This window comes from Streptomyces sp. NPDC034085 (genome assembly GCF_055575555.1).
In genome coordinates this window covers 285726-311976 of record NZ_JBVISL010000005.1, presented here as the reverse complement: position 1 = coordinate 311976, position 26251 = coordinate 285726, and the positions used below count along the sequence as shown (strand labels likewise).

The window sequence follows — 26251 nt, the reverse complement described above, 5'->3', positions numbered from 1 at the left end:
CTCGCCCTGCCGTCCCTGGTCTAGCGGGTCGGGGGGTTCAGGCCCAGGGCGCGGTCCTTCAGGGCCGGAAACTGGTCCCGGGTCTGCGCCACCTTCGCCGGGTCCAGGTCCACCGTCAGGACGGCCTCGCCCGGGCCCGCCTCCGCGAGCACCTCGCCCCACGGGTCCACCACCAGGCTGTGCCCGGACTGTTCGACGCCCGCGTGCGTGCCGGCCGTCGCGCAGGCGAGGACGTACGCCTGGTCCTCGACGGCCCGCGCGCGGTTGAGCAGGGTCCAGTGCTCGCGCCGCCGGGCCGGCCAGCCCGCGGCGACGACCATCGTCGTGGCCCCCGCGTCGACCAGTCCGCGGAACAGCTCCGGGAAGCGCAGGTCGTAGCAGGTGGCGAGGCCGAGGGTCTGCTCCGGCAGGGTCACCGTGGTCAGGGAGTCGCCGGCGGACATCAGCACCGCCTCCCCCTGGTCGAAGCCGAAGCGGTGGATCTTGCGGTAGCTCGCGGCGAGCTCGCCCGACGGGGACAGCACGAGGGCGGTGTTGTAGAGCGAGCCGTCGCCCGCGCGCTCCACCACCGAGCCGGCGTGCAGCCAGACGCCGGCGTCGCGCGCCGCCTTGGACATGACCTCGTACGTCGGGCCGTCAAGCGGTTCGGCCTCCGTCTCGAACTGCTCGTAGGCGAACGCGCCGACGGTCCACAGCTCGGGCAGCACGACGAGGTCGCAGTCCCCTTGCTCCCGGACGAGTTCGGCGGCCCGCAGCCGCCGGGAGGCGGCCGACTCCCCGTCGGTCACCGCGATTTGGATCAGCGAGGCGCGCACAGTACCACCGTCCTGGCATGTCAGCCGGTCAACTCAAGGCCTACGATCGTCACACGAAAGCGCTGCCGGGGTGTTCATCGGCAGCGTAGTTTTGGGAATAGTCCACAACGCGCCACTGAACTGCCAGCGAGGGGTCCCGTTGACCGTCCATCCCAGCCTTGAGCCCTATGCCGACGCGTGGACCCACTCCATCGAGGCGATAACCGAGCTGGTCCTCCCCCTCTCCGAGGGCCAGTGGAACCTGCCGACGCCCTGCCCCGGATGGTCCGTCCGCGACATCGTGTCCCACATCATCGGCATGGAGCTGGAGCAGCTCGGCGATCCGCGGCCGATCCACACGCTGCCGCGCGACCTGCGGCACGTGGTGGACGAGTTCACCCGCTACATGGAGGTCCCGGTCGACGTCCGCCGCCACCACACCGCGCCGGAGATGACCTCGGAGCTGGAGTACACGGTCATCCGCCGGCAGCGCCAGCTGCGGAACGAGAAGCGGGATCCGGCCACGACGATGGTGCGCGGGCCGCAGGGCGACCAGATCACGCTGGAGCTCGCGCTGCGGCTGAGGGCGTTCGACACCTGGATCCACGAGCAGGACCTGCGGGCGGCGCTGGGCGTGCCGGGGAACTGGGACTCGCCGGGTGCTTTCGTGGCGCGGGACGTCCTGCTGTCCGGCCTGCCGAAGGCGGTCGCGAAGGGCGCCGGCGCGCCGCCGGACTCGGCGGTGGTGGTGGACGTGCACGGGCCGGTGGAGTTCCTGCGGACGGTACGGGTGGACGGCGCGGGCCGGGCCACCCTCGACCAGACCCCCTCGCTGGGCCCTGCGGTGTCGCTGTCCATGGACTGGGAGACGTACGTACGGCTCGCCGCGGGCCGGGTCCGGCCGCGCGCGGTCGCCGACCGGGTGAAGGCGGACGGGGACCCCGAGCTGGCCGCCGCCATCCTCGGCGCGTTCGCCGTGACCCCGTAGGCCGTCAGCGGCGGCCCCCACGCCCCCGCCGTGCCTGCCTCAGACGCCGGCGGGGCTGGGGTTGTCCGCGGGGCCCGGCTGCTGCGCCGCGGGCGTGGCCGCGGGGGCGGAGCGGTCGTGTTCGCGGGACAGGGCGGGGCCGCGCAGCCGCAGGATCCGCGTGACGCCGAGGGCCTCCAGGACGAACACCGACGAGAAGGCGATCCGGTAGTCGTCGCCGGTGGCGTCGAGCAGGACGCCCACCGCCAGCAGGGTGGTCATCGAGGCGAGGAAGCCGCCCATGTTGGTGATCCCGGAGGCGGTGCCCTGGCGCTCGGCCGGGTTCGCTGGCCGGGCGAAGTCGAAGCCGATCATCGAGGCCGGGCCGCAGGTGCCCAGCACCACGCACAGCGTGACCAGCAGCCACATCGGGCCGCGCGGACCGGGGTACGCGAGGACCGAGCCCCACAGGAGCGCGGTGACGCCGACGGTGCCGAGCGCCAGCGGGAGACGCGCGGCGGGGCGGCGGCCGATGAGCTGGCCGTAGACCAGCCCGAAGAACATGTTGGCGGCCACCACCAGGGTCAGCAGTGCGCCCGCGGTGGTCCGGGACAGCCCCTGCGCCTCGACCAGGAACGGCATCCCCCACAGCAGCAGGAACACCATCGCCGGGAACTGCGTGGTGAAGTGCACCCACAGGCCGAGCCGGGTGCCGGGCTCCCGCCACGACTCGCGGATCTGGCGCCGTACGAAGCCGCCCCCGCCCCGGGTGAGGGGCGCGGGCCCGTGTCCTTCGGGGTGGTCCCGCAGGAACAGGGCCAGGGGGACCAGGACGACCAGCCCCGCGGCGGCGCTGCCCGCGAAGGCGGGCACCCAGCCGAGCCCGTGCAGGACGGGTGCCAGCACGAGGGTGGAGACCAGGTTGCCCGCCATTCCCACGAGCCCGGCCAGCTGCGCCATCAGCGGGGCGCGGCGGGCGGGGAACCAGCGGGTGCCGAGCCGCAGGACGGAGATGAAGGTCATGGCGTCGCCGCAGCCCAGCAGGGCGCGCGCGGCGAGCGCCGTCCCGTACGAGGGGGAGAGCGCGAAGCCGAGCTGCCCGGCGGTGAAGAGGACGGCGCCCAGCGTCAGCACCTTCTTGGTGCCGAGCCGGTCCACCATCAGGCCGACGGGGACCTGCATGCCCGCGTAGACCAGCAGCTGGAGCAGGGAGAACGTGGACAGGGCGGAGGCGTTCACGTGGAAGCGGTCCGCCGCCTCCAGGCCGGCGACGCCCAGGCTGGTGCGGAAGATGACGGCGACGAAGTAGACGGCGACGCCTATGCACCAGACGGCGACGGCCTTGCGGCCGCCCGGCGGATCGGCGGTCACCGCTCGCCCCCGCCGTCCGGGACCCCGCCGTAGACGCGGGTCTCGCCGTGGACGCGGGTCTCGCCCCCGACGCGGACCTCGCGGCCCCGTACGAGCGCCCCGACCCGGCCGACGTGGCCGCGTACGGCCGCGGCCGCCGCCTCCGCGTCCCCGGCGCGCAGGGCGTCCAGGATCTCCGCGTGCTCCTCCAGCGTTCGCTCCACCCGCTCGGGGTGGGCGTGCAGCAGGGCCACGCCCATGCGCAGCTGCCGGTCACGGAGCTGGTCGTAGAGCCGGCTGAGGATCTCGTTGCCGGCGTTGCGGACGATCTCGGCGTGGAAGCACCGGTCGGCGGTCGTCATCGCGGCGAGGTCGCCCCGGGCCGCGTACCGGCGCAGTTCCTCCAGCAGCAGCGTGAGCCGCTCCAGCAGCGCGGGCGGGGCCGGGACGGCCCTGCGCACGGTGAACTCCTCGACCAGCAGCCGGGTCTCGACCACGTCGGCGATCTCCTGGGCGGAGACCGGCAGCACCAGCGCGCCCTTCTTCGGGTACAGCCTCAGCAGGCCCTCGGTCTCCAGCCGCAACAGGGCCTCGCGGACCGGGGTGCGGGAGACGCCGACGGCCACGGCGAGCTCGCCCTCGGTGAGGAGGACGCCGCCCTCGTAGCGGCGGTCGAGGACGCCCTGCTTGACGTGGCGGTAGACGCGGTCGGCGGCCGTGACGACACGGGTGGCGGATGGCATGCGCACAGGATAGATACATGAGCAGTGCAACGATCCGTCGTGTCCGCGATGTGGACGCCGGCCCCGGGCGGCTGCATCGAAGGATGTAGCCGGTGTTCCTCCACGGGCAGGACGAAGCGGGCCCCCGCCACCGGGACGCTGGGGACATGGCCGACACCCTCCTCCCACCCCGGGCCGACGCGACCGCCGCCCGGCTGCCCCTGCTCGACGTCCTGCGCGGCGCCGCCGTCCTCGGCACGCTCATGACCAACGTGTGGATCTTCGCCTCGCCCGGCTCCGAGTGGAGCGTCCTCCAGGGCGGCATGCACCTGCCCGACCCCCTCGCCGACCCGTCCGCCGCCACCGTCGCCGAGGCCGTCTTCCGCTTCCTGGCCGACGGGAAGTTCCTCTCCCTGCTGACGGTCCTGTTCGGCGTGGGCCTGGCCATCCAGTACGACTCCGCCGCCCGCCGCGGCGAGCGGTGGCCCGGGCGGTACCCGCGGCGGGCCGCGTTCCTCTTCCTGGAGGGCACCGTCCACTTCGTCCTCGTCTTCGCCTGGGACGTCCTGATGGGGTACGCGGTGACCGCCCTGTTGGTGGCCTGGCTGCTGGCCCGCTCCGAGCGGGTGCGGCGGGCCGTGATGTGGGGCGCGGCCGGAGTGCACCTGTCCCTGACCGGCCTGGTGACGCTCGGGGACGTGCTCACCCCGGACCACGCGCCGAAGACGGTGGACGCGTCGGCCGTCCGGCTCTACGCGCACGGCAGCTGGGCCGAGCAGATCGGCTTCCGGCTCGACCACGCCCTCGGGCTGCGCATCGAGCCCGTCTTCACCTTCGGGCTGCTGGTCTTCCTCTTCCTCCTCGGCGTCCGCCTCCACCGCGCCGGCGCCTTCGCCCCGACCGCGGGCGGACGCCGGATCCGGGGCCGGATGGCCGCCTGGGGCCTCGGCCTCGGGCTGCCGCTGGGCGCCGCCGCCGCGCTCGGCGGCCCCGACTTCTTCGTACTGGGCCGCTACTGCATCGCCCCGCTGGTGGCGATCGGCTACATCGGGCTGATCGGGTGGGCCCTCGACCGGTTCGCCGTCCCCGGCGCCGCGGCGCTCGGCTCCGTCGGCCGCACCGCCCTGTCCTGCTACGTCGGCCAGAACCTGCTGTGCGTCCTGCTCTGCTACGGCGTCGGGCTGGGCCTGGCGGAGCGGCTCGGGGGCAGCGGGCCCTGGTGGGTGATGGGCCTGTGGGCAGCGGTGAGCCTGACCCTGGTGGCCGCTTCCCGGCTGTGGCTGCGGCGCTTCGAGCGGGGCCCGCTGGAAGCCGTGCAGCACCGGGTGCTGGGTGTGCGGCGGTGACCGCCCAGGGCTCCAGGGGCTGCGGCCCGGGGCTCAGGGCGCGCCCGTGGCCGCGGTGACCTCCACCTCCAGCACGAACTCGTCGTACGGGGCCTCCTGCGGGTAGGGCGGGCGGATCTGCGCGAAGCGGATCCGGGCCCGGCCGCCCGGGCTGCGGCCGCGGACCACGTACGCCCGCTCCAGCGGGGCGCCGGGCAGCGTCTGCGCGGGCGGCGGCGCGGCCTCGCTCACGGAGACGGCGTCGGCGTTCCCGGTGACCTGCCAGGTCCACACGTACCCGCGCGCCCCGCGCCCGGTGAGCCGCAGCTCGTACGACTCCCCGGCGCCGAGCGCGATCTCGCGCACCTCCACCGGCCGCCTCCGTCCGCCTCGTGCTCGCCGCCCGCCCTCACGCCGGGCCGATCACCGCCCCCTCGTGCCAGCCCGCGCCGTCGCGCCAGTAGTGCTGGAGCAGGCGGTCGGTGCGCAGGACGAGGACTTCCAGGTTGAACCCGAAACTGCCCTGGAGCATCCCGGTGACGGCCAGCGCGTCGTGCCCGAAGACGGCGCTGCGGGTCCAGGGGGCACCGGCCGCGTTCCCCCGCCACCAGTGCTCGACGCGGCCGCCGTCGACGGCCACGCACAGCTCGTAGTTCCCGGCGGTGTCCTCGTCGGCGGCCCCGTACTGGCCCTCGATCATGCAGGGCGCCGAGCCGGCGCGGCTGCCGAAGACCTCCCCGGCGCGCCAGACGAAGCCGTTCGGGTCGTCGCGCCACCACAGCTGCATCCGGCCGTCGGTGCGGGCGGCGACCAGGTCGAGGGTGCGGGAGCGGGTCTGCACCAGGGCGGGGCCGTAGTGCGCGATGCCGGAGGCGAAGCGGCCGCCGTCGTTCCATGTCCAGGGGGCGCCGTTGATCCGCCACCAGTGGTTCAGGCGGCCGTCGGCGGTGCGGACCACCACCTCGAAGTTGCCCGGCGAGCCGTAGTCGCTCTGGATGAACGCCGGGGTCGAGCCGAGGGCGGCGTCGCCCGGGCCGAAGGCGCCGCCGTCGCGCCAGACGCCGACGGACTGCTCGTAGTACCAGTGGCGCAGCCGGCCGCCGGTGGTGACGTGCAGCGACTCCATGTTCCGGTTGTAGCTGGTGCCGGTGAAGGCGGGCTGGCCGGAGGCGTCGCAGGCGAAGGTCCGGCCGCGGGACCAGGCGAAGGGGGCGTCGCCCTCGCGCCACCAGTGCTGCAGGCGGCCGCCGCCCGCGGTCGCCGCCATCTCGAAGTTGCGGTGGGAGCGGCCGTTGCCGCTCTCGTAGACGCTGCCGGCGTGCAGGCGGCGCTTGCTCCAGGGGTCGATGTCGGTGCCGTGCAGGCCGTACTTGGCCCAGTGGTCGATGCCGGCCTCCCCGTAGGCGATCCGGCCGTAGCCGCCGACGTGGTAGCCGGGCCCCCAGGAGTTCTTGAACAGCCAGCAGCCGGCCGCGTCGTCGTAGCCCACCACCAGGACGCAGTGGCCGCCCGCGAGCCGGTCGCTGGTGCGGTGGTAGACGCCGGAGCCCAGCCCGAAGAAGTCGTCGTACACGTCGAAGCAGGCGATCAGCGGGCCGACCGTGTCCAGCCACGCCTTCTGCTGCTCGACGTCGCCGAGGCGTACGTGGCCGGTGATCCGGACGGTACGGCCCGAGCGGTCCCAGCCGGGCGTGTACTCGGCGCGCCAGGCGTCGCGCCGCTCGGCGGGCAGGCCGGGGGGCGGCGGGCTGTACGGCCAGCAGTCCGGGTCGGCGAGGCCGCCGTTCTCCCGGATCCAGTCGAGGGCGGTCTCCGGGTCGCCGCCCTGCCCGCAGGGCGACTTCAGCCCGTCGTGGACGTCGCCCTCGGAGCGGGCGGCCCATACGTCGTGCTCGATCCGGGCCATCGACTCGACCAGGCCGGCCGCGGCGAAGGCCCAGCAGGAGGCGCAGGGGTTCTGGTCCTTGACCTTGGTCAGCCAGGGCCAGCCCCAGCGGTTGCGCCAGTCCACCGCGGCGGGCCGGCCGGCGCCGGCCGCGCCGGTACCGGGCAGCAGGCCGTGGGCGGCGCGGCGGCGGGTCAGGTGCGGGTTGCCGCTCTCCCGGCCGACGAGCGCCCGCAGGTCGACGGGGCCGGCGTCCGCGGCGGGCGTCAGGCGGGTGCCGGGCTCCAGGCCGAGGGCGGGTCTCGGCACGGGCTCGGCGTCCGCCAGGTGCTCGCTGACGGTCCAGCGCGCCCCCCGCGCCGCGAGCTGCGCCCGCAGCTCCCCCACCGTCTGCACAGACTCCTCCGGCATCCCCGGCCCCCCAGCTGCCACCCGCGGTCGTGAGCCCGGGGAGCGTCTCCCCGGGGCCCGGGCCCGTCAAGGGGGTCCGCACGGTCGCGCGGTGGCACGGGGGTCGTACGGTTCGCGCATGGACGACGGACGCGGCCGGCGGCAGTTGGCGATGATCGAGGAGGTCTGCGGCCTGGGCCTGGAGGTCTGGCTGCGGGGCGGCTGGGCCATGGACTTCTGGCTCGGCGGGATCACGCGGGAGCACGAGGACGTCGACTGGTTCGCCTGGGCCCGGGACGCGCAGGTCCTGCGGGAGCGCCTCGTGGCCCGCGGGTACGAGGTCCGCCGCGCGGACGACCAGCAGGTGGACCTCGTACGGGACGGCGAGGAGCTGAGCTTCGCCCTGGTCGCGCGGGGGGACGGCGGCCGGGTGGTGGCCGCGGGCGGGCCCTGGGCGGGCACGGCCTGGCCGGAGGGGATGCTGGACGGGGTGGAGCCGGGGCGGCTCGGCGGGCTGGAATGCCGGGTGGTGTCACCCGAGGCGCAGATCGAGATCAAGCGCATGATGCCGGTCTGGGTGCCGGAGCGCCCGCGCCGGCCGAAGGACGCGGTGGACGCGGCCCGTCTGGAGGCGGCCCTGGAGCGGCTGCACGCCGTGGACGGGACGCTCACGCATGAGGGCGGCGCCTTCCTCGACTTCCGGGAGTACGGCTGCGGGGACCGGTGGTCGCACGGCCGCCGGTGGGTCGACGCCAAGCACCTGCGGCTGCCCGCCGAGCCCGCCGGGGACGGGCGGTTGCTCGCCGCGCTGATCGGGCACGAACAGTTCCGCGACGACTACGCCGGGGGCGGGGTGCTGCCGCGGGGGCGCAGGCACGGCCCGTACTGGCGCCGGCTGATCACCCCCGGCGCGTACGAGGCCTTCGGCCGGGAGCGGGCCGCGCGGGTCCTGCGGGAGTGGGCGGACCGGTACGACGCCGTGCCCGCGGAGCTGGAGGCGGATCTGCGGCGGGAGGTGTTCGACCGCGTGGCGACGGCCGACGCCGTCTACGCCCTGACGGGGGTCGGGGAGGGCGACTTCCACGACTGGGGCGGCGTGCACGGCGAGTTCCACGAGTTCGTCCTCGTGGACCGCACGGCAGGCCGCCTGACCCTCCTGGTGGCAGCGGACGACTGACCGGCCACCTGCGGCGGGCCGGGGGGTGGGGCGCCGCCTGGGCCGGCGGGTGGGGGTCCTCAGCGGGGCAGGGCCTGGCCGCCGATGCCCGGGGCGCCCGCCAGTTGGGCCTGCCACCACGCTTCCGCCTCGGCCCGGCTCATGCCGCCCCACCGCGGGGTCCGTTCCACCTGCGCACGCCCCAACCGGCGCGCCAGCGCGACCAGTTCCCGGCCGGCCGCGCCCCGGGCCGCCTGGTAGTCGCGCAGCAGCTCCTCCCACGTGCCCGCCCGGGCCCACGCGGCGCCGAAGGCGGTGGCGTCCTGGAGCGCCTTGGCGGCGCCGCTGGTGTTGTGCGGCCGCACCACCGTGGCCGCGTCCCCGGCGAGCAGCAGCCGGCCGGCGGTGGTGCTCGCGGTCTCCAGGTCGTAGATGGGCTGTACGAAGGTGTCCGCCGGGTCGGTCAGCGCGAGCGCTCGGCCCCAGTACGGCGGGAACTCCCGTTCCAGCAACGCCCGGAGGTGGTCCAGGAGTTCCGGGGTCAGCGCGCCCGGCGGGAAGCTCGTCGGGTCGTCGAAGCGCAGCCCGCCGCCCCGCGGGGGCGGAGCGTAGAGCACCCAGTTCACCCGGGGCCCGTCCGGACCCGGGATGCGGTAGACGACGCAACTCCCGCCGTCGAAGCACACGGTGGTCACCGCCTCGGGGAAGGACCCGGCCCCGTCCAGCAGACCGGCGTCGACGTTCCCGCGCCAGCACACGTACCCGGCGTAGTGCGGCCGCGCCCCCGGAGCCACCGCCTCCCGCACCACCGACCGGTACCCGTCGGCGCCGACGGCCAGGTCGTACCGCTCGACGGAGCCGTCGCCGAGCCGGACCTCGGCCGCGTCCCCGTCCCCGGCCACGGCCGCCACGGCCACGCCCTGCCGGTACACCACCGAATCCGGCGTCGCCCCGCGCAGCCCGCGCCACAGCAGACCCCAGTGGTACGAGTGGAACGGGAACGGCTGCTCCCACACCACCCGCCCGCCGGGCCCGGCCTCCGCGTCCCGCACCACCCACCGCCGCCGCAGCAGCCGGTGCGCGGGGATCCCGCCGGGCAGCGCCCCGGCGGCGGCCAGCTCGGCGGCGCGCTCGTCGTGCACGCACAGCCCGACCCCGCGGTCCGCGAGCCGCCCGCGCGTGCGCTCCAGTACGACGACCTCCTCGGCCCCGGCCCGCACGGCGGCGGACGCGAACGCGCACCCCGCGACGCTCCCGCCGACCACAGCGACCGCTCCACCGCGCATAACCGCCCCCTGCCGAAGCCGAGTTGCCATGGTCGGACCACCCTACTGAGCGGACCCGCCCCGCCCGGGGACATCCGGCCACCCCCGCGCGGACGCCGTCCCGCACCGCCCCGCCCGTACGGCTCGCCGCGCGGCCGGGGCGGGGCGGGCCTACGCTGGGGACGGCTCGGGGTCCTCGGACGACAGGAGGCCGTGCCGTGACGCCGACCGCCCGTATCCGGCTCCGCCGGGCCTGCACGGCCGTGGCCGCCGCCGGTGTGCTCCTCGCCCCCGCCGCCGCCGGCCCCGCGTACGGGTCTCCCGACGCGGCCCGCCCCACCGCCGCGGCCCCCTCACCGGACCCCGGGGACCGGGACTTCCCGGAGCTCACCCCCGCCGTCGCCGCGAAGCTCGACGCGGCGATCCGGAACACCCTGCGCGAGGCGAAGGTGCCGGGCGTCATCGTCGGACTGTGGGCGCCGGGCAAGGGCAGTTACGTGAAGACGTTCGGCGTGGCCGACAAGGAGACGGGTGCGCGGATGCGGACCGGCTTCTACACCCGCATCGGCAGCCAGACCAAGACCTTCACCGTCACCGCCCTCCTGCGGCTGGTCGACCAGGGCAAGGCCGGCCTGGACGACCCCATCGGCAGGTACGTCTCCGGCGTCCCGAACGGCGACCGCATCACCCTGCGCGAGCTGGCCGGCATGCGCAGCGGGCTCTTCAACTACAGCGAGGACGACGCCTTCGACAAGGCGCTCACCACCGGGGGCACGCGCCCCTTCACACCCCGGCAACTCCTGGACTACTCGTTCAGGCACCCGGTGAACTTCGCGCCGAACGCCGAGTTCGAGTACTCCAACACCAACCTGGTCCTGCTCGGCCTGGTCATCGAGAAGGTCACCGGCCGGCCGCTACAGGAGGTGATCAAGGAGCAGGTCATCGAGCCCGCGGGGCTGCACCACACGCTCTTCCCGACCAGCGCCGCCTTCCCCTCCCCGCACGCGCAGGGCTACACCGACCAGTCGGCGTCCGGGGACATCGTGAACGCGACGGGCTGGAACCCCTCCTGGGCGTGGGCCGCCGGGGCGATGATCTCCGACCTCGAAGACCTGCGCAGCTGGGCCAAGACCCTCGCCACGGGCACCCTGCTGAAGCCCGCGACGCAGGCGCAGCGCCTGAAGACCACCTCCGTCGGCATCCCGGGCGCCGGCTACGGCCTGGGCCTGTTCGACGTCCAGGGCTGGATCGGCCACAACGGCTCGCTCCCCGGCTACGAGAGCCTCGGCGTGTACCTCCCGGAGGAGCGGGCCACGCTGGTGGTCATCCTCAACACCGACGTCCTGCACGACGGCCAGGAACCCAGCACCCTGTTCGGCGAGGCCGTCACCTCCATCGTCACCCCGGACCACGTCTACCCGGGCCACAAACCGACGGCACCGCGGCACGACTGACCGGGCCGGGAGGGGGGTCAGGCCGCCATGGCCGCGCGGACCTGGGCCAGGCTCGGGTTGGTCATGACCGTCTCCGTACCGGAGGGGGCGACGACCCGGACGGTGGGCACGGTCTCGTTGCCGTCGTTCACGCTGCGGACGAAGGCCGCCGCGTCCGGGTCCCGCCAGATGTTGACGGGCCGGTACGGCGTGCCGGTCAGCCGGAGCTGCGTCCAGAGCTTCATGCAGAAGACGCAGCCGGGCCGCCAGTAGACGGTCGTCCCGGCGCTCAACGCGACCCCGCGAAGGCCGCCCACGCGGTGGGGGTGACCTGAACGACCGGGCCGTCGGTCTGCTTGCTGTCCCGGACCGCGACCGTGCCGGGCACGTTCGTGGCCACCTCGACGCATTCGCTGTTGGCCTGGTCGTCGCTGTAGCTGGACTTCACGAACTCGAACTGCCTCACGGTCCTACACACCCTTACGGATCGCCTCGATCAGGTTCGCGGAGTCGTGCGGCGCAAGGCTCAGCCGTGCGACCCGATCAAACACAGTGGCGTAGGCCGCATTGGCTTCCGCCCCTTCTGCCCACAGGGTAGAGCCGATGGCCTCCGCGTAGGACACGTCCAGTGCGCCGGGCTCGGCGAACGAAAGGATGCTGAAGGAGCCCTTGGCCCCGTGATGCCTGCCCGCAAGGAAGGGCAGCACCTGCACGTGGACATGGGGGAGGTTCGCCATCTCCACCAGGTGGTCGAGCTGTGTCCGCATCACCTCGGCGCTGCCCACTTGATGGCGCAGGGCCGCCTCCCAGAGAACCGCGTGCAGCTCCATCGGCGTTTCGCCCCGCAGGCGCGCCTGTCGCTGGACCCGCGAGGTCACCAGCGCCTCGATCTCATCCGGGTGCGACCAGTTCGAGGTGACGCCCAAGGCCCTGATGTACTCGGGGGTTTGGAGCAGTCCTGGGATGAGGGCGGGCTGCCACGTGCGGATGCGCGTGGCGACCTCCTCCATCGCGATGTACTCGCCGAAGCCGCCCACCATGGGCATGTGCTGCCACCAGCCCTTGGCCTTGCGACGTTCGCGGTCCAGCTTGGCCAGTGACAGCAGGTTGGCCACGGCGGCCTCGTCCGTCACGCCGTACAGCTTGCACAACGCCACGATGTCGGGATCCCGGAACGGCACCCAGCCGCGTTCCATCTTGGCGATCTTGGCTGCGGTCGCGCTCAGCACCTGAGCCGCCTGTGGTTGCGTCAGGCCGGCGGCGTCGCGCAAGCGCAACAGCTCTCCGCCCAGACGCCTGGCCAGCACCGTCGACACCCGGTTGTCCGTGGGCACTTGGTCCACCTCCTCGTACCCGGAGCAGTCTTCACCGTGCGGCAGACCGGACACAACTACTCCCTGGGGATAGATATCTCCGGAAGAGCTTGCCGGTTCACCGGGAACACCCCTACGGTCGGTAATGAACTGCTCACCGCGCAGCATCAGTTGGCGGAAGTGCACCGGCATGCCCGCATCGCGGCACCGGCAGAGCCACCGCCCGATCAGGAGGTGCCATGACCACCGAGCACACCCTCACCCGCTACGGCGTACGCAACTACCCGCCCCGCCAGGACTCCGTCCCGGCCGCCCGGCGGTGGGCCGCGTGGCTCGCCGTGGCGTGGGGGGAGCCGCGGGTGGCCGCCGACGTGGCGCTCGTGACCAGCGAGCTCGTCACCAACGCGCTGCTCCACGGCTCCGTGCGGGACCGGTACCTGCGGGTCGAGGTGCAGCTCCACGGAGCAGTGCTCCGCGTCGCGGTCACCGATCCGAAAGGCGAGCGGTGGCCCGAGCCGCGAGCGGTCACCGACGAGGAGGCGTACGGGCGGGGGCTCCACGTCGTGGCCGCCGTCGCCCGGCGCTGGGGGGCCTCACGGCTGGTGGTCGGGAAGACCGTATGGGCCGAGTGTGCGCTCCCGGGGCCCGTATAGGGTCCCCCGTATGGATGGCTGGACCGCGCCGAGTGCGATCGAGAGGGAGCTGTACGGGGCCAAGGCCCGCGGCGACTGGACCGCGTACCTCGACGCCCTCGCCCGCGCCGAGCTGTTCCTGCCCCAGCCCCGCGCCCAGGTCGACGCCGATCCGCGGGCCGCCCGCTTCCATCCCGGCCCCGCCGGCCTCGCCGTCTACACCCGCGGCATGCTGCCCGCCCCCGACCCGCACACGGTGTTCCTGCGCCAGAGCCTCGCCTGGTTCGCCCACGCCTGGGACGACCGGGACCCCGCCCACCTCGCCGTGAACCCCGGCACGCCCGCCGAGGCGTACCTGACCACCACCCCCGCCGACCGCGCCCGCTGGCGCGCGCACTGGGACGCCGCCCCCACCTGGGGCCTGGCCCCCGGCTCCGTGCACGCCCTGCACACCGGCGGCCCGCTGCACGGCCCCGTCGCGCACGGGCTGGCCGTCGGCGCCCACCTCGCCGTCTCCAACGGGGAGTTCTGGAACGCCCTCGCCCACCACGGCAACGGCTACACCCGTGAGCGCGAGCGGCTGCGCACGTCCTGGGGCGTCACCGACAGCGCGGGCTGGCTCCGCGTGCTCCGGCAGATGCTGAACGCCGAGATCGTCAGTCCCGTCTGGGAGTACGCGCTCCGCGTGCGCCGCGTCATCGCCGCCGACTTCGCCGGCCCGGTCGACGTGGAGCACTGGCGCCACGCCGCCGAGGCGAGCCTGCGCCGCGGTGCCGAGCGGGCCGCCGAGCCGCAGCTCACCCCCGACGGCGTGACCGTCGCCGCTCCGCGGCCCCTCGCCGAGGTCGAGGGTGAGATCGCCGGGGTGCGCCGGCTCATCGGCCGGATCGCCCGCTACGAGCAGCGCTTCCGCGCCGACGGGCTGCTCCCCGAGGACGGCTGGGTGCGATCGGTGCACGCCTGGGACCTCGGCCGGGCCTCCCAGATGGCCCGCTGGGGCCTCGCCACCCGCTACGGCACCCTGGAAGACGCCGAGCGCGCCGTGCTCCGGGCGGGCGGGGCGGCCCGCGGGGCGTACCGCTCGTGGGCGGAGTTCTCCGCCGGGTACGCGCTGGGGCGATGCCTGCACTTCGACGAGGAGGAGTTCGGGCGCTGGTACGGCTCCTCGCTCGCCACCCACCTCACCCTGACCACCGATCCGGCGAGCCCGTACCTCAACATCCCCTGGGACTAGCGCCGCCCCGGCAGCCGCAGTGCCGGGATCACGGCCAGCGCCAGCAGCACCGCGGCGACGCCGTACGCGAGGCGGAAGCCGGCCGGGTTCGGGCCCGTGGAGCCGAGGACCACGGACAGCAGCGCGGTCCCGACCGACGCCCACAGCTGGGAGTTGATGCCGAGGGCGGTGCTCGCCGCGGCCACGCGTTCCGCCGGCAGGTCACGGCTCGCGGTGGTCATCGTCGGCATCAGCACCATTCCGGCGCCCACGCCCATCACCATGGCCGCGCCCACGACCTGCCAGGCCGGTACCCCGTCGGTGCCGGTCAGCAGCGCGCTCGCCAGCATGCCGAGGGCCCCCACCGCGACGCCGGCCGAGATCAGCCGGCGCGGCGAGCCCCGGTCGACGCGCCGCGAGGCGATCTGCATGGTCACGCCGACCACGAGCCCCGCCGGGGCGACGAGCAGGCCCGCCGCGCTCGCGCTCATGCCGCGCGCCTGCTGCCAGTACATCGGGGCGAGGAGCATCGAGCCGAAGTAGCCGCAGACGAAGAACGCCAGGGCGGCGATCCCGGCGGCGAAGGTGCGGTCGCGCAGCAGCCGCAGGTCCAGCAGCGGCTCGCGGACCCTCAGCGCCCGCCGTACGAAGGCTGCGGCGAGCACGGCGCCGGCCAGCGTCGGCAGCAGCGCCCCCGGAGCGGTGAAGTCGCCGCCCTCGCCGCCCCGGGACAGGCCGAACAGCAGCAGGGCCAGGCCCGGGGAGAGCATCAGCAGCCCGGGCACGTCCAGCCGGGGCGCCGACGCCGGGTCCGCGGGGGCGTCCGGGCGGAGCAGCTTCGCCGCGAGGACCAGGGCGGCCGCCCCGACGGGCAGGTTGACCAGGAAGATCCACTCCCAGGAGGCGGTGTCGATCAGCCAGCCGCCGAGCATCGGGCCGGCGACCGGTCCGACCAGGATCGGCAGCCCGAGCAGGGCCATCGCCCGCCCCAGCCGGGCCCGGTCGGCGGACCGCATGACCATGGTCATGCCGACGGGCATCAGCAGTCCGCCGCCCAGCCCCTGCACGGCGCGGAAGGCGATCAGGCTGGCGGCGTCCCACGCGCAGGCCGCGAGCAGGGAGCCGAGGGTGAAGAGCACGAGGGCGGTCAGGTAGGTGCGCTTGGCGCCGATGCGGCCCATGGCCCAGGCCGCGGCCGGGATGACGGCGGCGAGGGCGAGGGTGTAGGCGGTGGCGGTCCACTGGATGGTCTCCAGCGGGGCGTGGAACGCCTCGGAGAGCCGGCCGAGCGCCACGTTGACGATCGTCATGTCCAGGACCGACATCACCGATCCGGTGATCACGACGGTGATCGTCCTGCCTAACGCCCCGGACTCGGTGCGCGTCGCCGCCCGCGGGGCGGCGGCGGTGGGTGCGGTGGCCATCTCCGCCGGTCCCCTCAGCCCTCGTAGGGCCGGGTCGCGCGGGCCGTACGCAGCGCCCGTCCCCACCAGTCGAGCTGGCCGAGCATGTTCTTGGCGGCGCTCTCGGTGACGGCCGCGTCGCGCGGTACGCCGTCCGGGCCGAGTCCGGACCACGGGCCGTGCAGGCTCACGGAGTCGCGTACGGTCACGGCGTGCATCTCGGCGAAGACCAGCCGGAGCTGCTCCACCGCGCGCAGGCCGCCGCTGACCCCGCCGTACGAGACGAAGCCGACGGCTTTGGCCTGCCACTGGGGGCGGTGCCAGTCGATGAGGTTCTTCACGGCGGCCGGGAAGCTGTGGTTGTACTCCGGGGTGACGATGACGAACGCGTCGGCGGCGGCCAGGCGCGGGCCGACCTCGGCCAGCACGGCGGCGGCCGTCGGGTCCGGGGTGCCGCCCCAGTCGGGCATGGCGAGCGGGAGCGGGACCTCGGCGAGGTCGATGACGTCGAACCGGAGGCCGGTGTCGTGGGAGGCCGCGGCGCTCAGGAACCAGTCGGCGACGGCGGGCCCGCGGCGTCCTTCGCGGACGCTGCCGATGACGACGGCCACGCGCAGCGTCTCGTCCACGGCTGTTTCGTTGGCAGACATGATGATCCCCCTCGGTCAGCGGACCGGCCGCCCGGTGCGGCCCCCGCTTCGGTAAACTACAACGTGCGTTGTAAAAAATGCAACGCCCGTTGTAAAAAATGGAGGAGGCCAGGAGTGGTCGGCAGCAACGACGCCCGCGAAGAAGGGGTACCGCGTGAGATCCCGCCGCGGAAGCTGGCGAAACGGATCGCCCTCGCGAAAGCGGCCTGTTCGGTCTTCGGCCGCGAGGGGTACGCGCGCGCCTCCGTCGACGCGCTCGCCGCGGCGGCCGGGGTCTCCACCCGGACCCTCTACAACCACTTCCCGGGCGGGAAGGCGGAGCTCTTCGCCACCGTCGTCACCTGGACCTCCGCGGAGGTGCGCGACGCCCAGACCGCCCGGCTGCACGCCGTGCTCGACCCCGCGCGCCCGCCCCACCCGGACAACCTGGAGCGGGATCTGACGGCCCTCGCCCGCGCGATGGTCGGCGTGATGTCCGAGCACTCCGACCACTTCGCGCTGGTCCGGCACATCCACGCCGAGGTCGGCCACGTGCCGGCCGAGGTACTGGAGGCGTGGAAGGACGCCGGCCCGCGCCCGGTCGCCGCCGCGCTCGCCGAGGCGTTGACGGGCCTGGCCGCCGCCGGGCTGATCGACGTGCACGGCGACGCGGAACTGGCGGGCGCCCACCTGATGGCGCTGTCCGCGCACCAGATCGTTCAGCAGTCGCACTACGGCCTGCTGCCCCTGCCCGAAGAGGAGAACGACCGGCTGCTGACGGGCGGGGTCGCCGCCTTCCTGCGCGCCTACCGGGCCGGATGACGCCCCCCGCCGCGACCCTCCCTAGGGCAGCTCTGGACGGACCCGCGACCAGGCGTCCAGCGCCCGCGCCGCCGGGTCGCCGTCCGGGAGGTGGGGCCGGGCGGCGTCCGTCCACCGCAGCAGGGCCTTGAGCCGGCGCAGGTGCACGATCTCCGCCCGGGGCAGGTCCCGCCAGACGCGGGCCCGCGCGGCCGCCTGCACCGGGGTGAGGCCGGTCAGCGCGAGCACCTCCCGGCACAGGGCCGCCGGGTCGCCGCCCCTCCCCGGCCCGAACTCCCGGATCAGGTAGCCGCGTACGAAGGCCAGCTCGATCCCCCGCACCAGGTCCGGGGCGCCCTCCGCCGCCGCGCAGCGGTACGCCGCCACCACCGCCAGCCGGCCCCAGCGCAGCCGCACCCCGTCCGGCAGCCGGCCGTCCTGCATCCCGGCCACCGCGAGGACGCGCAGGGTCCGCGGACACGGCTCGTCCGTCAGCGGCGGCCCCGTCGCCAGCCAGGCCTCCAGCTCCGCCAGCCCGTGCCCGTCCGGCGGTACGCGGGTCAGCACCTGGCCCCGGCTGAGCAGCGCGACGACGGCGCCCGCGAGGCGGACCCGCGCCGTGTGGCCGGCGTCGAAGGAGCCGACGTCGCGCCCGTACCGCTCGATCCCGCGCAGCCAGACCCGCGACTCCGCGGCCGCGTACACCTGGCCGGTCCGCGCCACCCCGCCGACGCACCGTACGAGGCACACCCCGCCGGTGACGTCGGCCTGCTCGACGGAACACACCTGCAGCTCGGCGATCGGCATCCCGGGAGGCTACCGCCTCACGTCCCGGGCGGGGCCTCCAGGACGAGGCGGATCTCGGTGACCTCGTAGCCGGCCCGGTCGAAGGCGGCGGCCATCGGGAGGTTGACGGTGTCGGTGGTCGCCGTGATGCGCTCGGCCCCCTCGGAGGCGTGGAAGCGGGTGATCTCGGCGAGGATCTCGTCGATCAGGCCCTTGCCGCGCTGCTCGGGGACGACGCCGAGGTAGCCGACGTTGCGGTGGTAGGGGGTCGCGGACGGGATCGCCATCCCGGCGAGGGTGCCGTCCGGCAGGTGGGCCAGGCGCCACCAGGAACGCTCACCGGGGCAGTCGCGGTAGAACGCGAGGTCCTCACGGGCGAGTTCCTCCTCCGTCAGGGTGCGCAGCTCGTCCTGGGTGGCCAGGTCGAGGCTGCCGCGGGAGAGCCGGACGAAGGCGTCGAGGAACTCCTCGTCGCTCCCCTCCCGGAAGACGAGCTTCCCGGTGGGCCGCGCGGTGCCGGCGGCCGGCGTCCACTCGTAGCGCAGCCGCTCGATCTCCCGCGTCAGGCCCGCCCGGCGCGCGGCCTCCTGCCGCCAGGCCACCGCCTCCGCGAGGCCGGGGCGGGCCCGCCAGTCGCGGGGCAGGGAGACGTTGTAGCCGGGGCGCCCGCCGAAGGCGGTGTGGCCGGCCTCCAGCAGGGCGGCGGCCAGGGCGGCCGGGTCGTCGACCGCGGAACGGACCTGGAGGCAGTCCAGGGCCACGGGCCGTTCGCTGTCGGAGCGCCCCCACCACAGGGCGCGGGCCAGGACGCGGCCGTCGTCGTCCTCGGCGAACCAGGTCCACTCGGGGCGCATCCGGTTCCCGGCGAACTCCTCACGGATCCGGTCGGGGGTGAGGGCGGCGACGGGGCCGTCGGCCGGGTGGGCCAGGGCGCGGTCGAGGGCGGCGGGGTCTGCGGTGGCAGCGCTGAATCTCATCCCGCTGATGATCACATCGGGCCACCGTCCGGACCAGCGGTTTTGCCGGCCGGTCGGGGGGGGGAGGCGGGGCGAGAGCCCCGGAAGGCGGGGGCCCGCGCCGGGGGGCGCGGACGCCGACGGCCGGCCCCCGGGGCGGGGACCGGCCGTCGGCGGTGCGGCGTGCGCGCTACGACCAGGTGACCAGCCGGCGCGGGTGTTCCAGGACCGCCGCGATGTCGGCGAGGAACTTCGAGCCGAGCTCTCCGTCGATCAGGCGGTGGTCGAAGGACAGGGCCAGGGTGGTGACCTGGCGCGGCTTCACCTTGCCCTTGTGGACCCACGGCTGGAGCTTGATCGCACCGACCGCGAGGATCGCGGACTCGCCGGGGTTCAGGATGGGCGTACCGGTGTCGACGCCGAAGACGCCGACGTTGGTGATGGTGAGGGTGCCGTTCTGCATGTCGGCCGGGGATGTCTTGCCGTCGCGGGCCGTGGCGACCAGGTCGGACAGGGCCGTCGACAGCTCCGCCAGGCTCTTGGCGTGGGCGTCCTTGATGTTCGGGACGATCAGCCCGCGCGGGGTGGCCGCCGCGATGCCCAGGTTGACGTAGTGCTTGAGCACGATCTCCTGGGCCGCCTCGTCCCAGGAGGCGTTGACCTCCGGGTTGCGGCGGACGGCGATGAGGACGGCCTTGGCGATCAGGAGAAGCGGGTTGATCCGCAGGCCCGCGAGGTCCGGATCCTCCTTCAGCTCCTGGACCAGCTTCATCGTGCGGGTCACGTCGAGGGTGATGAACTCCGTGACGTGGGGCGCGGTGAAGGCGGAGCCGACCATGGCCTGGGCGGTGACCTTGCGGACGCCCTTGACCGGGATACGGGTCTCCCGGGCGCCGGCCGCGGACGCCGTCTCGGCCGGGGCCGGTGCGGCGGCCGGTACGGAGACCGGTGCGGGCGCGGCCGCCGGGGCGGCCTGCTGCGGGGTGATCGCCGCCGCCGCGGCGGCGTGCACGTCCTCCCGGGTCACGACCCCGCCCTCGCCGGTGGGGACCACGGCGGCCAGGTCGATGCCGAGGTCCTTGGCGAGCTTGCGCACGGGCGGCTTGGCCAGCGGACGCTCCCCCGCCGGCAGCGCGGTTCCGTTCTGCGGGGCGGCGGGCGCCGCCGCGGCGGGGGCCGGCTGCGCCGGGACCACGGCCGGGGCGACGGCCGCCGGGGCGGCCGTGCCGTTCTGCGCGGCCGCGGGGGCCTTGCGCGGGCGGCGCTTGGTGGAGGCCTGGGAGACGCCGTAGCCGACGAGGACGGGCTGGCGGCCCTCGGGCGCCGGCTCCTCGGCGGCGGGAGCCGCGGCCGGGGCGGCGGCCGCCACCGGGGCTTCGGCCTGGGCCTCCGCGCCGCCTGCGGCGCCGGTCTCGACGGAGATGATGACCTGGCCGACGTCGACCGTCACGCCCTCCTCGAAGAGCAGCGCGTGCACCACCCCGTCGAAGGGGATCGGCAGCTCCACGGCCGCCTTCGCCGTCTCGACCTCGCAGACGACCTGCCCGTCGGTGACGGTGTCACCCGGCTGGACGTACCACTTGAGGATCTCTGCCTCGGTGAGGCCCTCGCCCACGTCGGGCATCTTGAATTCGCGGATCGTCATGGCGGTGCTCTCCTCAGTACGCCAGCGAGCGGTCGACGGCGTCGAGCACCCTGTCCAGGCCCGGCAGGTACTCGTCCTCCAGGCGGGCCGGCGGGTACGGGGCGTGGAAGCCGCCCACGCGCAGCACCGGCGCCTCCAGGTGGTAGAAGCACCGCTCCGTGATGCGTGCGGCGATCTCGGAGCCGGTACCGAGGAAGACCGGAGCCTCGTGGACGACGACCAGACGGCGGGTCTTCTCCACCGACGCCTGGATCGCGTCGAAGTCGATCGGGGACATCGAGCGCAGGTCCAGGACCTCCACCGACTTGCCCTCCTCGGCCGCCGCGGCCGCCGCCTCCAGGCAGACCTTCACCATCGGGCCGTACGCCGCGAGGGTGAGGTCCGAGCCCTCGCGCGCCACGCGCGCCTTGTGCAGCTCGTAGGGGATGGCCTCGACATCGACCTCGCCCTTGTCCCAGTAGCGGCGCTTCGGCTCGAAGAAGATCACCGGGTCGTCGCTCAGGATCGCCTGCTGGAGCATCCAGTACGCGTCGCTCGCGTTCGACGGCGAGACCACCTTCAGGCCCGCGACGTGCGCGAAGAGCGCCTCGGGGGACTCGCTGTGGTGCTCGACGGCACCGATCGCGCCGCCGTACGGGATGCGGACGACGACCGGCATCTTGATCTTGCCGAGGGCGCGGGCGTGCATCTTCGCGAGCTGCGTGACGATCTGGTCGTACGCGGGGAAGACGAAGCCGTCGAACTGGATCTCCACGACCGGCCGGTAGCCGCGCAGGGCCAGGCCGATGGCGGTCCCGACGATGCCGGACTCGGCGAGCGGGGTGTCGATGACCCGCTCCTCGCCGAAGTCCTTCTGCAGGCCGTCGGTGATCCGGAAGACACCGCCCAGCTTGCCGACGTCCTCACCCATGATCAGGACCTTGGGGTCCGTCTCGAGGGCCTTGCGCAGCGACTCGTTGAGCGCCTTCGCGATCGACATCTTCTCGACAGCCATCAGTGACCCTCCTCGGCCGGCTCGAAGGAAGCGAGGTAGGCCGCGAACTGGGCGCGCTCCTCGTCGACGAGCGCGTGCCCGTCCGCGTAGACGTTCTCGAAGATCGCCATGGTGTCGGGGTCGGGCATGGCGCGCACGACCTCGCGCACCCGCTTGCCGAGGGCCTCGCTCTCGGTCTCCAGCCCCTCGAAGAACGCCTCGTCGGCGCCGCCGGAGGCCAGCAGGTGGGCCTTCAGGCGCAGGATCGGGTCCTTCGCCTCCCAGGCCGCCCTCTCCTCGTCGAGCCGGTACTTGGTCGGGTCGTCGGAGGTGGTGTGGGCGCCCATGCGGTACGTGAACGCCTCGACCAGGGTCGGACCCTCCCCGCGGCGGGCGCGCTCCAGCGCCCAGCGGGTGACCGCCAGGCAGGCCAGGACGTCGTTGCCGTCGACACGGACGCCCGGGAAGCCGAAGCCCTGCGCGCGCTGGTAGAGCGGCACGCGCATCTGGCGCTCGGTCGGCTCGGAGATCGCCCACTGGTTGTTCTGGCAGAAGAACACCACGGGCGAGTTGTAGACGGCCGAGAAGGTGAAGGCCTCGGCCACGTCGCCCTGGCTGGAGGCGCCGTCGCCGAAGTAGGCGATCACCGCGGAGTCGGCGCCGTCCTTGGCCACGCCCATGGCGTAGCCGGTGGCGTGCAGCGTCTGCGAGCCGATGACGATCGTGTACAGGTGGAAGTTGTTGGTGTTCGGGTCCCATCCGCCGTGGTTCACACCGCGGAACATGCCGAGCAGGTTGGTCGGGTCGACGCCGCGGCACCAGGCCACGCCGTGCTCCCGGTAGGTCGGGAAGACGTAGTCGTCGTCGCGCAGGGCCCGGCCGGAGCCGATCTGCGCGGCCTCCTGGCCGAGCAGCGAGGCCCACAGGCCCAGCTCGCCCTGGCGCTGGAGGGCGGTGGCCTCGGAGTCGAAACGGCGGGTCAGGACCATGTCGCGGTACAGCCCGCGCAGGTCGTCGGCGGTGATGTCGGCGACATAGGGGGCGAACTCGGGGTCGTCGACCCGGTTGCCCTCGGGCGTCAGCAGCTGTACGAGCTGGGGCTCGGCACTCTGCGCGGCGGCGGCGGTCTTGCCGGCCGCCCGCTTGGTGCCGCTGCTGCGTCGCGGCTTGCGCGCGGCAGTGCTCTCCACGGTCACGTGTGCTCCTCCGTCGGTCCGGCACCCGGGTTCTCCGGGGACCAGTGCGGCTCACCTGTATCCGTACCCGCACACGGGGTGGGTGCACGGCGCGTAACGGATTCAGGCGTGACAGGTGCCCCGGCGAGTGCCCTGCGCACAGCACGTTACCCAGTGCGACGCATAACTGCGAAACCCCGTTTGACCTGCGATTTTGCTTGGATATCCAAGTAAATCGGCCGCCTGGGGAACATCCACTGGTCACAGCCTTGCAGGGGGCCGGAACAACGGCACGTTATCCCGGGTAACTCCGGCAGGGAAGGGGTGAGTGTGTGAAGATGAGTTTGTGCGCGAAGATGGAAAAATCAAGGTATTTCTCCTGGATGACCACGAAGTGGTACGCCGGGGCGTTCACGAGCTTTTGTCGGTCGAAGAGGACATCGAGATCGTCGGTGAGGCCGGCACCGCCGCCGACGCGCTGGTCCGCATCCCCGCCACCCGCCCCGACGTCGCGGTCCTCGACGTGCGCCTTCCGGACGGCAGCGGTGTCGAGGTCTGCCGCGAGGTACGCTCGCAGGACGAGGACGTCAAGTGCCTGATGCTGACCTCCTTCGCCGACGACGAGGCGCTGTTCGACGCGATCATGGCGGGCGCCTCCGGCTACGTCCTCAAGGCGATCCGCGGGAACGAGCTGCTCAGCGCCGTGCGCGAGGTGGCGGCCGGCAAGTCGCTGCTGGACCCGGTGGCCACCGCGCGCGTGCTGGAGCGGCTGCGCGACGGCAAGAACGGCAAGGGTGACGACCGGCTCTCGCACCTCACCGAGCAGGAGCGCAGGATCCTCGACCTGATCGGCGAGGGCCTGACCAACCGGGTGATCGGCGAGCGCCTGCACCTGGCCGAGAAGACCATCAAGAACTACGTCTCCAGCCTGCTGTCCAAGCTGGGCATGGAGCGCCGGTCCCAGGCCGCCGCGTACGTGGCCCGCCTCCAGGCGGAACGGCGCTAGGACGACTCGCTCCGACGACTCGCCAGTACGGCTCCGGCGCGGCTCGATTCGGGACCAACGTCCCGGCCCGTCGGGGCGTGGTCCTCTGTTCCAGCGCTCCGCCGGTGTTCGAGTGTGGCTGCATGTCCCCGGAGGAATTCCACGCCCTCGAACTGCTGCGCCGCGTCCCCTACGGACGGGTGGCCACCAGCGTGCGCGCGCTGCCCTTCCTCGCCGTCGCCCGCCACGTCGTGGCGGACGGCCGGGTCCTGCTGAGAATGCACGCCGGTGACGGCTGCCCCCGGGCGTGCGGCGGCAGTGTCGTCGCCTATGGGGCGGACAACTGCAATTCCGGCGAGCCGACCCTGTGGACGGTGCAGTTCACCGGTACGGCCGAGCTCGTCGAGCCGTCCACCGCAGAACTGGAACTATTCGGTCCGGCGCCGCATTTCATGGACGGGGAAGTCTTCGACCCCGTGTACCTGCGCATCGAACCCCAGCTCGTCACCGTGCACACCCTGGCAGGGAGCCCGGTCGGCGAGAGCTTCGGCGGCTCTCCGGCCCGGCCCTGCCGACACGCCCTGTGACCTGCCCCGACATGCGAAAAGGGGCCCGGCGGAATTTCTTCCTCCGGGCCCCTTCGGGCATTTAACCGTCCTCGCCCGCAGGACTCGCGCCGCCGCCCCCGGTCGTCGGCGGGGTGGGCTTCGCGGTCGGCTCCACCGGCGGGGTGGTCTTCGGCGTCGGCTCCACGGGCGGGGTGGTCTTCGGCGTCGAGGGGTTGGTGCTCGGCGTCGAGGGGTTGGTGCTCGGCGTGTACTTGCTGGGCTTCGGCGCCGGGTTGTACGTCTCCTCGTCGTGCGAGCGGTCGGTCTCCGGGCTCGGCGTGGTCGCCGGGGTCTCCGGCGAGTTGCCGCCGCTGCTCTGCGACGGGGCCGGCGTGCTCACCTTCGTCTTGGGCTTGTTGCCGCCGTCACCGACGCCGAGGCCGCCGAACTTGACCGCGTACGCCACACCGCCGGCGATGGCCAGCACGGCGAGCACCGCGAAGAGCCACGCCTTCCACTTGCCGCCGGGGCGGTTGTCGTAGCCGTCGTACCCGTTGTGGCCGTTGTGGCCGCCGCCGTGGCCGTGGTTGCCGCCGCCGGGGAAGGCCGTGCCGTCGTCCGGGTTCAGCGGCGGGACCATCGGCTGCTGGAACTGCGAGGTCGTGCCGTGCGCGGTGTACTGCGGGCGCCGCGGTCCGCCGTTGGGCGCGGACGTCATCGCCGAGGTGGCCGCGCCGCCCGGCTGGCCGTGCGGGAGCGTCATGGTGACGGGTCCGGTGTTCCAGGTGCCGGTGTTGGCCCCCTGGTCCTGGAGCATCTGGAGCGCGTACTGGACGAGCCCGCGCATCTCCTCGGCGCTCTGGAACCGGTCGTCCGGGTCCTTGGCGAGCGACCGCATGACCAGGCCGTCGAGTTCCTGCGGGATGGAGTGGCCCTCGGGCAGCTGCGAGGGCGGCACCGGCGCGTCCTGGACGTGCTGGTAGACGACGGACAGCGGGGTCTCGCCGGTGAAGGGGGGCCGCAGCGCGAGGAGTTCGTAGAGCAGGCAGCCGGTGGCGTACAGGTCGCTGCGGTGGTCCACGGCCTTGCCGAGGGCCTGTTCCGGCGACAGGTACTGCGGGGTGCCCATGACCATGCCGGTCTGGGTCATCGTCGACTGCGCGCCGTGCAGGGCGCGGGCGATGCCGAAGTCCATCACCTTCACGGCGCCGGCGTGGGTGATGATGACGTTGGCGGGCTTGATGTCCCGGTGCACGATGCCGTGCTGGTGCGAGTACGCGAGCGCTTCCAGCACGCCCGACACGATGATGAGCGCCTGCTCGGGCCCCGGCGCCTCGGCGCTGAGCAGGAGTTCGCGGATGGTGCGGCCCTCGACCAGCTCCATCACGATGTAGGGGACCACGTTCGGGCCGACCCGGTCCTCGCCGGAGTCGTACACGGCGACGACGGCGTGGTGGTTGAGGCCGGCGACCGACTGCGCCTCGCGGGTGAAGCGGGCCTTGGAGACCGGGTCCTCGGCCAGGTCCGCCCGGAGCAGCTTCACGGCCACGGTGCGGCCCAGCCGTACGTCCTCCGCCGCGAACACCTCGGCCATGCCGCCGCGGCCCAGGCGGTGGGTCAGCCGGTAGCGGCCGTCCCCCACGAGACCGCCCGCGCCCCAGTGCTCAGGACCGTCGGCCATCCCGGCGCCGTTTTCCTCGGGTTCGGGTGCCATCAGTCCTCGCCGTCGTCTCTCTCGTCCGCTCTAGCGGTGGGTCCTCTTCGGGTGCTCCGATGAACGCTACAGCCTCGGAACCGGTCACCGTTCGGACACAGACACCCCGTAGGCCCGTGGTCACGCAGCGGGCACCGGCTTGACGTGTGCTTGCCCTCCGGCAGACTGGGCGCGACATGCGCTCAGCCAGA

The 26251-nt window shown here is 73.8% G+C and carries 26 protein-coding genes; 9 read left to right on the top strand and 17 right to left on the bottom strand.

Going from position 1 to position 26251, the window contains the following annotated elements; translation table 11 throughout:
• Nucleotides 1-20: 20 nt before the first annotated feature.
• The gene (locus ACZ501_RS20135; protein ID WP_361596856.1) at nucleotides 21-815 is read right to left on the bottom strand and encodes a carbon-nitrogen family hydrolase; all 795 of its coding nucleotides are present in this window, start codon (nucleotides 813-815) and stop codon (nucleotides 21-23) included.
• Nucleotides 816-954: 139 nt separating this feature from the next.
• Here ACZ501_RS20135 and ACZ501_RS20130 point away from each other — a divergent pair, with 139 nt between their 5' ends.
• Entirely contained in the window at nucleotides 955-1782 is an 828-nt protein-coding gene (locus ACZ501_RS20130; protein ID WP_361596853.1) for a maleylpyruvate isomerase family mycothiol-dependent enzyme, read from the top strand.
• 39 nt (nucleotides 1783-1821) lie between these two features.
• On the opposite strand, the gene ACZ501_RS20125 is transcribed toward ACZ501_RS20130, so the two are convergent.
• Both ACZ501_RS20125 and ACZ501_RS20120 read right to left on the bottom strand, forming a co-directional pair.
• Nucleotides 1822-3132 carry an MFS transporter gene (locus ACZ501_RS20125; protein WP_468797014.1) on the bottom strand — a complete coding sequence of 437 codons (1311 nt, stop codon included), beginning with the start codon at nucleotides 3130-3132 and terminating at the stop codon, nucleotides 1822-1824.
• A complete protein-coding gene (locus tag ACZ501_RS20120; RefSeq protein WP_468797011.1) occupies nucleotides 3129-3854 on the bottom strand; it encodes a GntR family transcriptional regulator in 726 nt (241 codons plus the stop codon). The genes ACZ501_RS20125 and ACZ501_RS20120 overlap by 4 nt, the downstream gene beginning before the upstream one ends.
• A 146-nt stretch (nucleotides 3855-4000) precedes the next feature.
• Between ACZ501_RS20120 and ACZ501_RS20115 the strand changes: the two genes are divergently transcribed.
• Nucleotides 4001-5179, top strand: coding sequence for a DUF418 domain-containing protein (locus ACZ501_RS20115; protein ID WP_468797008.1), 1179 nt, complete (start codon nucleotides 4001-4003; stop codon nucleotides 5177-5179).
• A gap of 33 nt (nucleotides 5180-5212) precedes the next feature.
• Here ACZ501_RS20115 and ACZ501_RS20110 read toward each other — a convergent pair whose 3' ends face one another.
• Both ACZ501_RS20110 and ACZ501_RS20105 read right to left on the bottom strand, forming a co-directional pair.
• Nucleotides 5213-5530 (bottom strand): protease inhibitor I42 family protein, encoded by a 318-nt coding sequence (locus ACZ501_RS20110; protein ID WP_468797005.1) that lies wholly within the window; start codon nucleotides 5528-5530, stop codon nucleotides 5213-5215.
• Nucleotides 5531-5567: 37 nt separating this feature from the next.
• Nucleotides 5568-7454 (bottom strand): C1 family peptidase, encoded by a 1887-nt coding sequence (locus ACZ501_RS20105; protein WP_468797002.1) that lies wholly within the window; start codon nucleotides 7452-7454, stop codon nucleotides 5568-5570.
• A gap of 118 nt (nucleotides 7455-7572) precedes the next feature.
• On the opposite strand from ACZ501_RS20105, the gene ACZ501_RS20100 reads away from it, so the two are divergent.
• Nucleotides 7573-8610, top strand: coding sequence for a nucleotidyltransferase domain-containing protein (locus tag ACZ501_RS20100; RefSeq protein ID WP_468796999.1), 1038 nt, complete (start codon nucleotides 7573-7575; stop codon nucleotides 8608-8610).
• 59 nt (nucleotides 8611-8669) lie between these two features.
• Here the strand turns inward: ACZ501_RS20100 and ACZ501_RS20095 are convergent, their stop codons facing one another.
• Entirely contained in the window at nucleotides 8670-9875 is a 1206-nt protein-coding gene (locus ACZ501_RS20095; protein ID WP_468796996.1) for an FAD-dependent monooxygenase, read from the bottom strand.
• A gap of 197 nt (nucleotides 9876-10072) precedes the next feature.
• Between ACZ501_RS20095 and ACZ501_RS20090 the strand changes: the two genes are divergently transcribed.
• The gene (locus ACZ501_RS20090) at nucleotides 10073-11308 is read left to right on the top strand and encodes a serine hydrolase domain-containing protein (protein WP_468796993.1); all 1236 of its coding nucleotides are present in this window, start codon (nucleotides 10073-10075) and stop codon (nucleotides 11306-11308) included.
• A gap of 17 nt (nucleotides 11309-11325) precedes the next feature.
• Here ACZ501_RS20090 and ACZ501_RS20085 read toward each other — a convergent pair whose 3' ends face one another.
• From ACZ501_RS20085 to ACZ501_RS20075, 3 genes are read right to left on the bottom strand one after another with little or no spacing between them, the layout of a single operon-like run.
• Complete coding sequence (locus ACZ501_RS20085) at nucleotides 11326-11580, bottom strand: glutaredoxin domain-containing protein (RefSeq protein WP_361596826.1); 255 nt, start codon at nucleotides 11578-11580, stop codon at nucleotides 11326-11328.
• The gene (locus ACZ501_RS20080; RefSeq protein ID WP_361596823.1) at nucleotides 11577-11753 is read right to left on the bottom strand and encodes a DUF397 domain-containing protein; all 177 of its coding nucleotides are present in this window, start codon (nucleotides 11751-11753) and stop codon (nucleotides 11577-11579) included. Before ACZ501_RS20080 ends, ACZ501_RS20085 begins: the two co-directional genes overlap by 4 nt.
• Nucleotides 11754-11757: 4 nt before the next feature.
• Entirely contained in the window at nucleotides 11758-12792 is a 1035-nt protein-coding gene (locus tag ACZ501_RS20075; protein WP_468796990.1) for a helix-turn-helix domain-containing protein, read from the bottom strand.
• 47 nt (nucleotides 12793-12839) lie between these two features.
• Here ACZ501_RS20075 and ACZ501_RS20070 point away from each other — a divergent pair, with 47 nt between their 5' ends.
• Nucleotides 12840-13253: an ATP-binding protein gene (locus ACZ501_RS20070; RefSeq protein WP_468796987.1), complete on the top strand. Its 414-nt coding sequence runs from the start codon at nucleotides 12840-12842 to the stop codon at nucleotides 13251-13253.
• A gap of 10 nt (nucleotides 13254-13263) precedes the next feature.
• On the top strand, nucleotides 13264-14466 hold the full coding sequence (locus ACZ501_RS20065; RefSeq protein WP_468796984.1) for a DUF1266 domain-containing protein: 1203 nt from the start codon (nucleotides 13264-13266) through the stop codon (nucleotides 14464-14466).
• Here ACZ501_RS20065 and ACZ501_RS20060 read toward each other — a convergent pair.
• Together ACZ501_RS20060 and ACZ501_RS20055 are read right to left on the bottom strand one after the other, a co-directional pair.
• Nucleotides 14463-15869, bottom strand: coding sequence for a DHA2 family efflux MFS transporter permease subunit (locus tag ACZ501_RS20060; RefSeq protein ID WP_468796981.1), 1407 nt, complete (start codon nucleotides 15867-15869; stop codon nucleotides 14463-14465). The two genes, ACZ501_RS20065 and ACZ501_RS20060, sit on opposite strands and share 4 nt — an antisense overlap.
• 14 nt (nucleotides 15870-15883) lie before the next feature.
• Complete coding sequence (locus ACZ501_RS20055; RefSeq protein ID WP_468796978.1) at nucleotides 15884-16498, bottom strand: NADPH-dependent FMN reductase; 615 nt, start codon at nucleotides 16496-16498, stop codon at nucleotides 15884-15886.
• A gap of 114 nt (nucleotides 16499-16612) precedes the next feature.
• Here ACZ501_RS20055 and ACZ501_RS20050 point away from each other — a divergent pair, with 114 nt between their 5' ends.
• On the top strand, nucleotides 16613-17299 hold the full coding sequence (locus ACZ501_RS20050; protein WP_361596805.1) for a TetR/AcrR family transcriptional regulator: 687 nt from the start codon (nucleotides 16613-16615) through the stop codon (nucleotides 17297-17299).
• Nucleotides 17300-17320: 21 nt separating this feature from the next.
• Here ACZ501_RS20050 and ACZ501_RS20045 read toward each other — a convergent pair whose 3' ends face one another.
• The 5 genes from ACZ501_RS20045 to pdhA all read right to left on the bottom strand — a co-directional run bounded on the left by ACZ501_RS20045 (nucleotide 17321) and on the right by pdhA (nucleotide 22834).
• Nucleotides 17321-18085, bottom strand: a complete 765-nt coding sequence (locus ACZ501_RS20045) for a hypothetical protein (RefSeq protein ID WP_468796975.1) — start codon at nucleotides 18083-18085, stop codon at nucleotides 17321-17323.
• A 17-nt stretch (nucleotides 18086-18102) separates the two neighbouring features.
• Nucleotides 18103-19041 carry a GNAT family N-acetyltransferase gene (locus ACZ501_RS20040; protein ID WP_468796972.1) on the bottom strand — a complete coding sequence of 313 codons (939 nt, stop codon included), beginning with the start codon at nucleotides 19039-19041 and terminating at the stop codon, nucleotides 18103-18105.
• A gap of 169 nt (nucleotides 19042-19210) precedes the next feature.
• Complete coding sequence (locus ACZ501_RS20035) at nucleotides 19211-20665, bottom strand: dihydrolipoamide acetyltransferase family protein (RefSeq protein ID WP_468796969.1); 1455 nt, start codon at nucleotides 20663-20665, stop codon at nucleotides 19211-19213.
• Nucleotides 20666-20678: 13 nt separating this feature from the next.
• Nucleotides 20679-21659, bottom strand: a complete 981-nt coding sequence (locus ACZ501_RS20030; protein ID WP_361596793.1) for an alpha-ketoacid dehydrogenase subunit beta — start codon at nucleotides 21657-21659, stop codon at nucleotides 20679-20681.
• Complete coding sequence (gene pdhA, locus ACZ501_RS20025) at nucleotides 21659-22834, bottom strand: pyruvate dehydrogenase (acetyl-transferring) E1 component subunit alpha (RefSeq protein WP_468796966.1); 1176 nt, start codon at nucleotides 22832-22834, stop codon at nucleotides 21659-21661. The genes ACZ501_RS20030 and pdhA overlap by 1 nt, the downstream gene beginning before the upstream one ends.
• A gap of 325 nt (nucleotides 22835-23159) precedes the next feature.
• Between pdhA and ACZ501_RS20020 the strand changes: the two genes are divergently transcribed.
• Nucleotides 23160-23819 carry a response regulator transcription factor gene (locus tag ACZ501_RS20020; RefSeq protein WP_361596787.1) on the top strand — a complete coding sequence of 220 codons (660 nt, stop codon included), beginning with the start codon at nucleotides 23160-23162 and terminating at the stop codon, nucleotides 23817-23819.
• Nucleotides 23820-23941: 122 nt separating this feature from the next.
• Entirely contained in the window at nucleotides 23942-24385 is a 444-nt protein-coding gene (locus tag ACZ501_RS20015) for a pyridoxamine 5'-phosphate oxidase family protein (protein WP_468796963.1), read from the top strand.
• Between the two features lie 61 nt (nucleotides 24386-24446).
• On the opposite strand, the gene ACZ501_RS20010 is transcribed toward ACZ501_RS20015, so the two are convergent.
• Nucleotides 24447-26060, bottom strand: coding sequence for a protein kinase domain-containing protein (locus tag ACZ501_RS20010; RefSeq protein WP_468796960.1), 1614 nt, complete (start codon nucleotides 26058-26060; stop codon nucleotides 24447-24449).
• Between the last annotated feature and the right edge of the window lie 191 nt (nucleotides 26061-26251).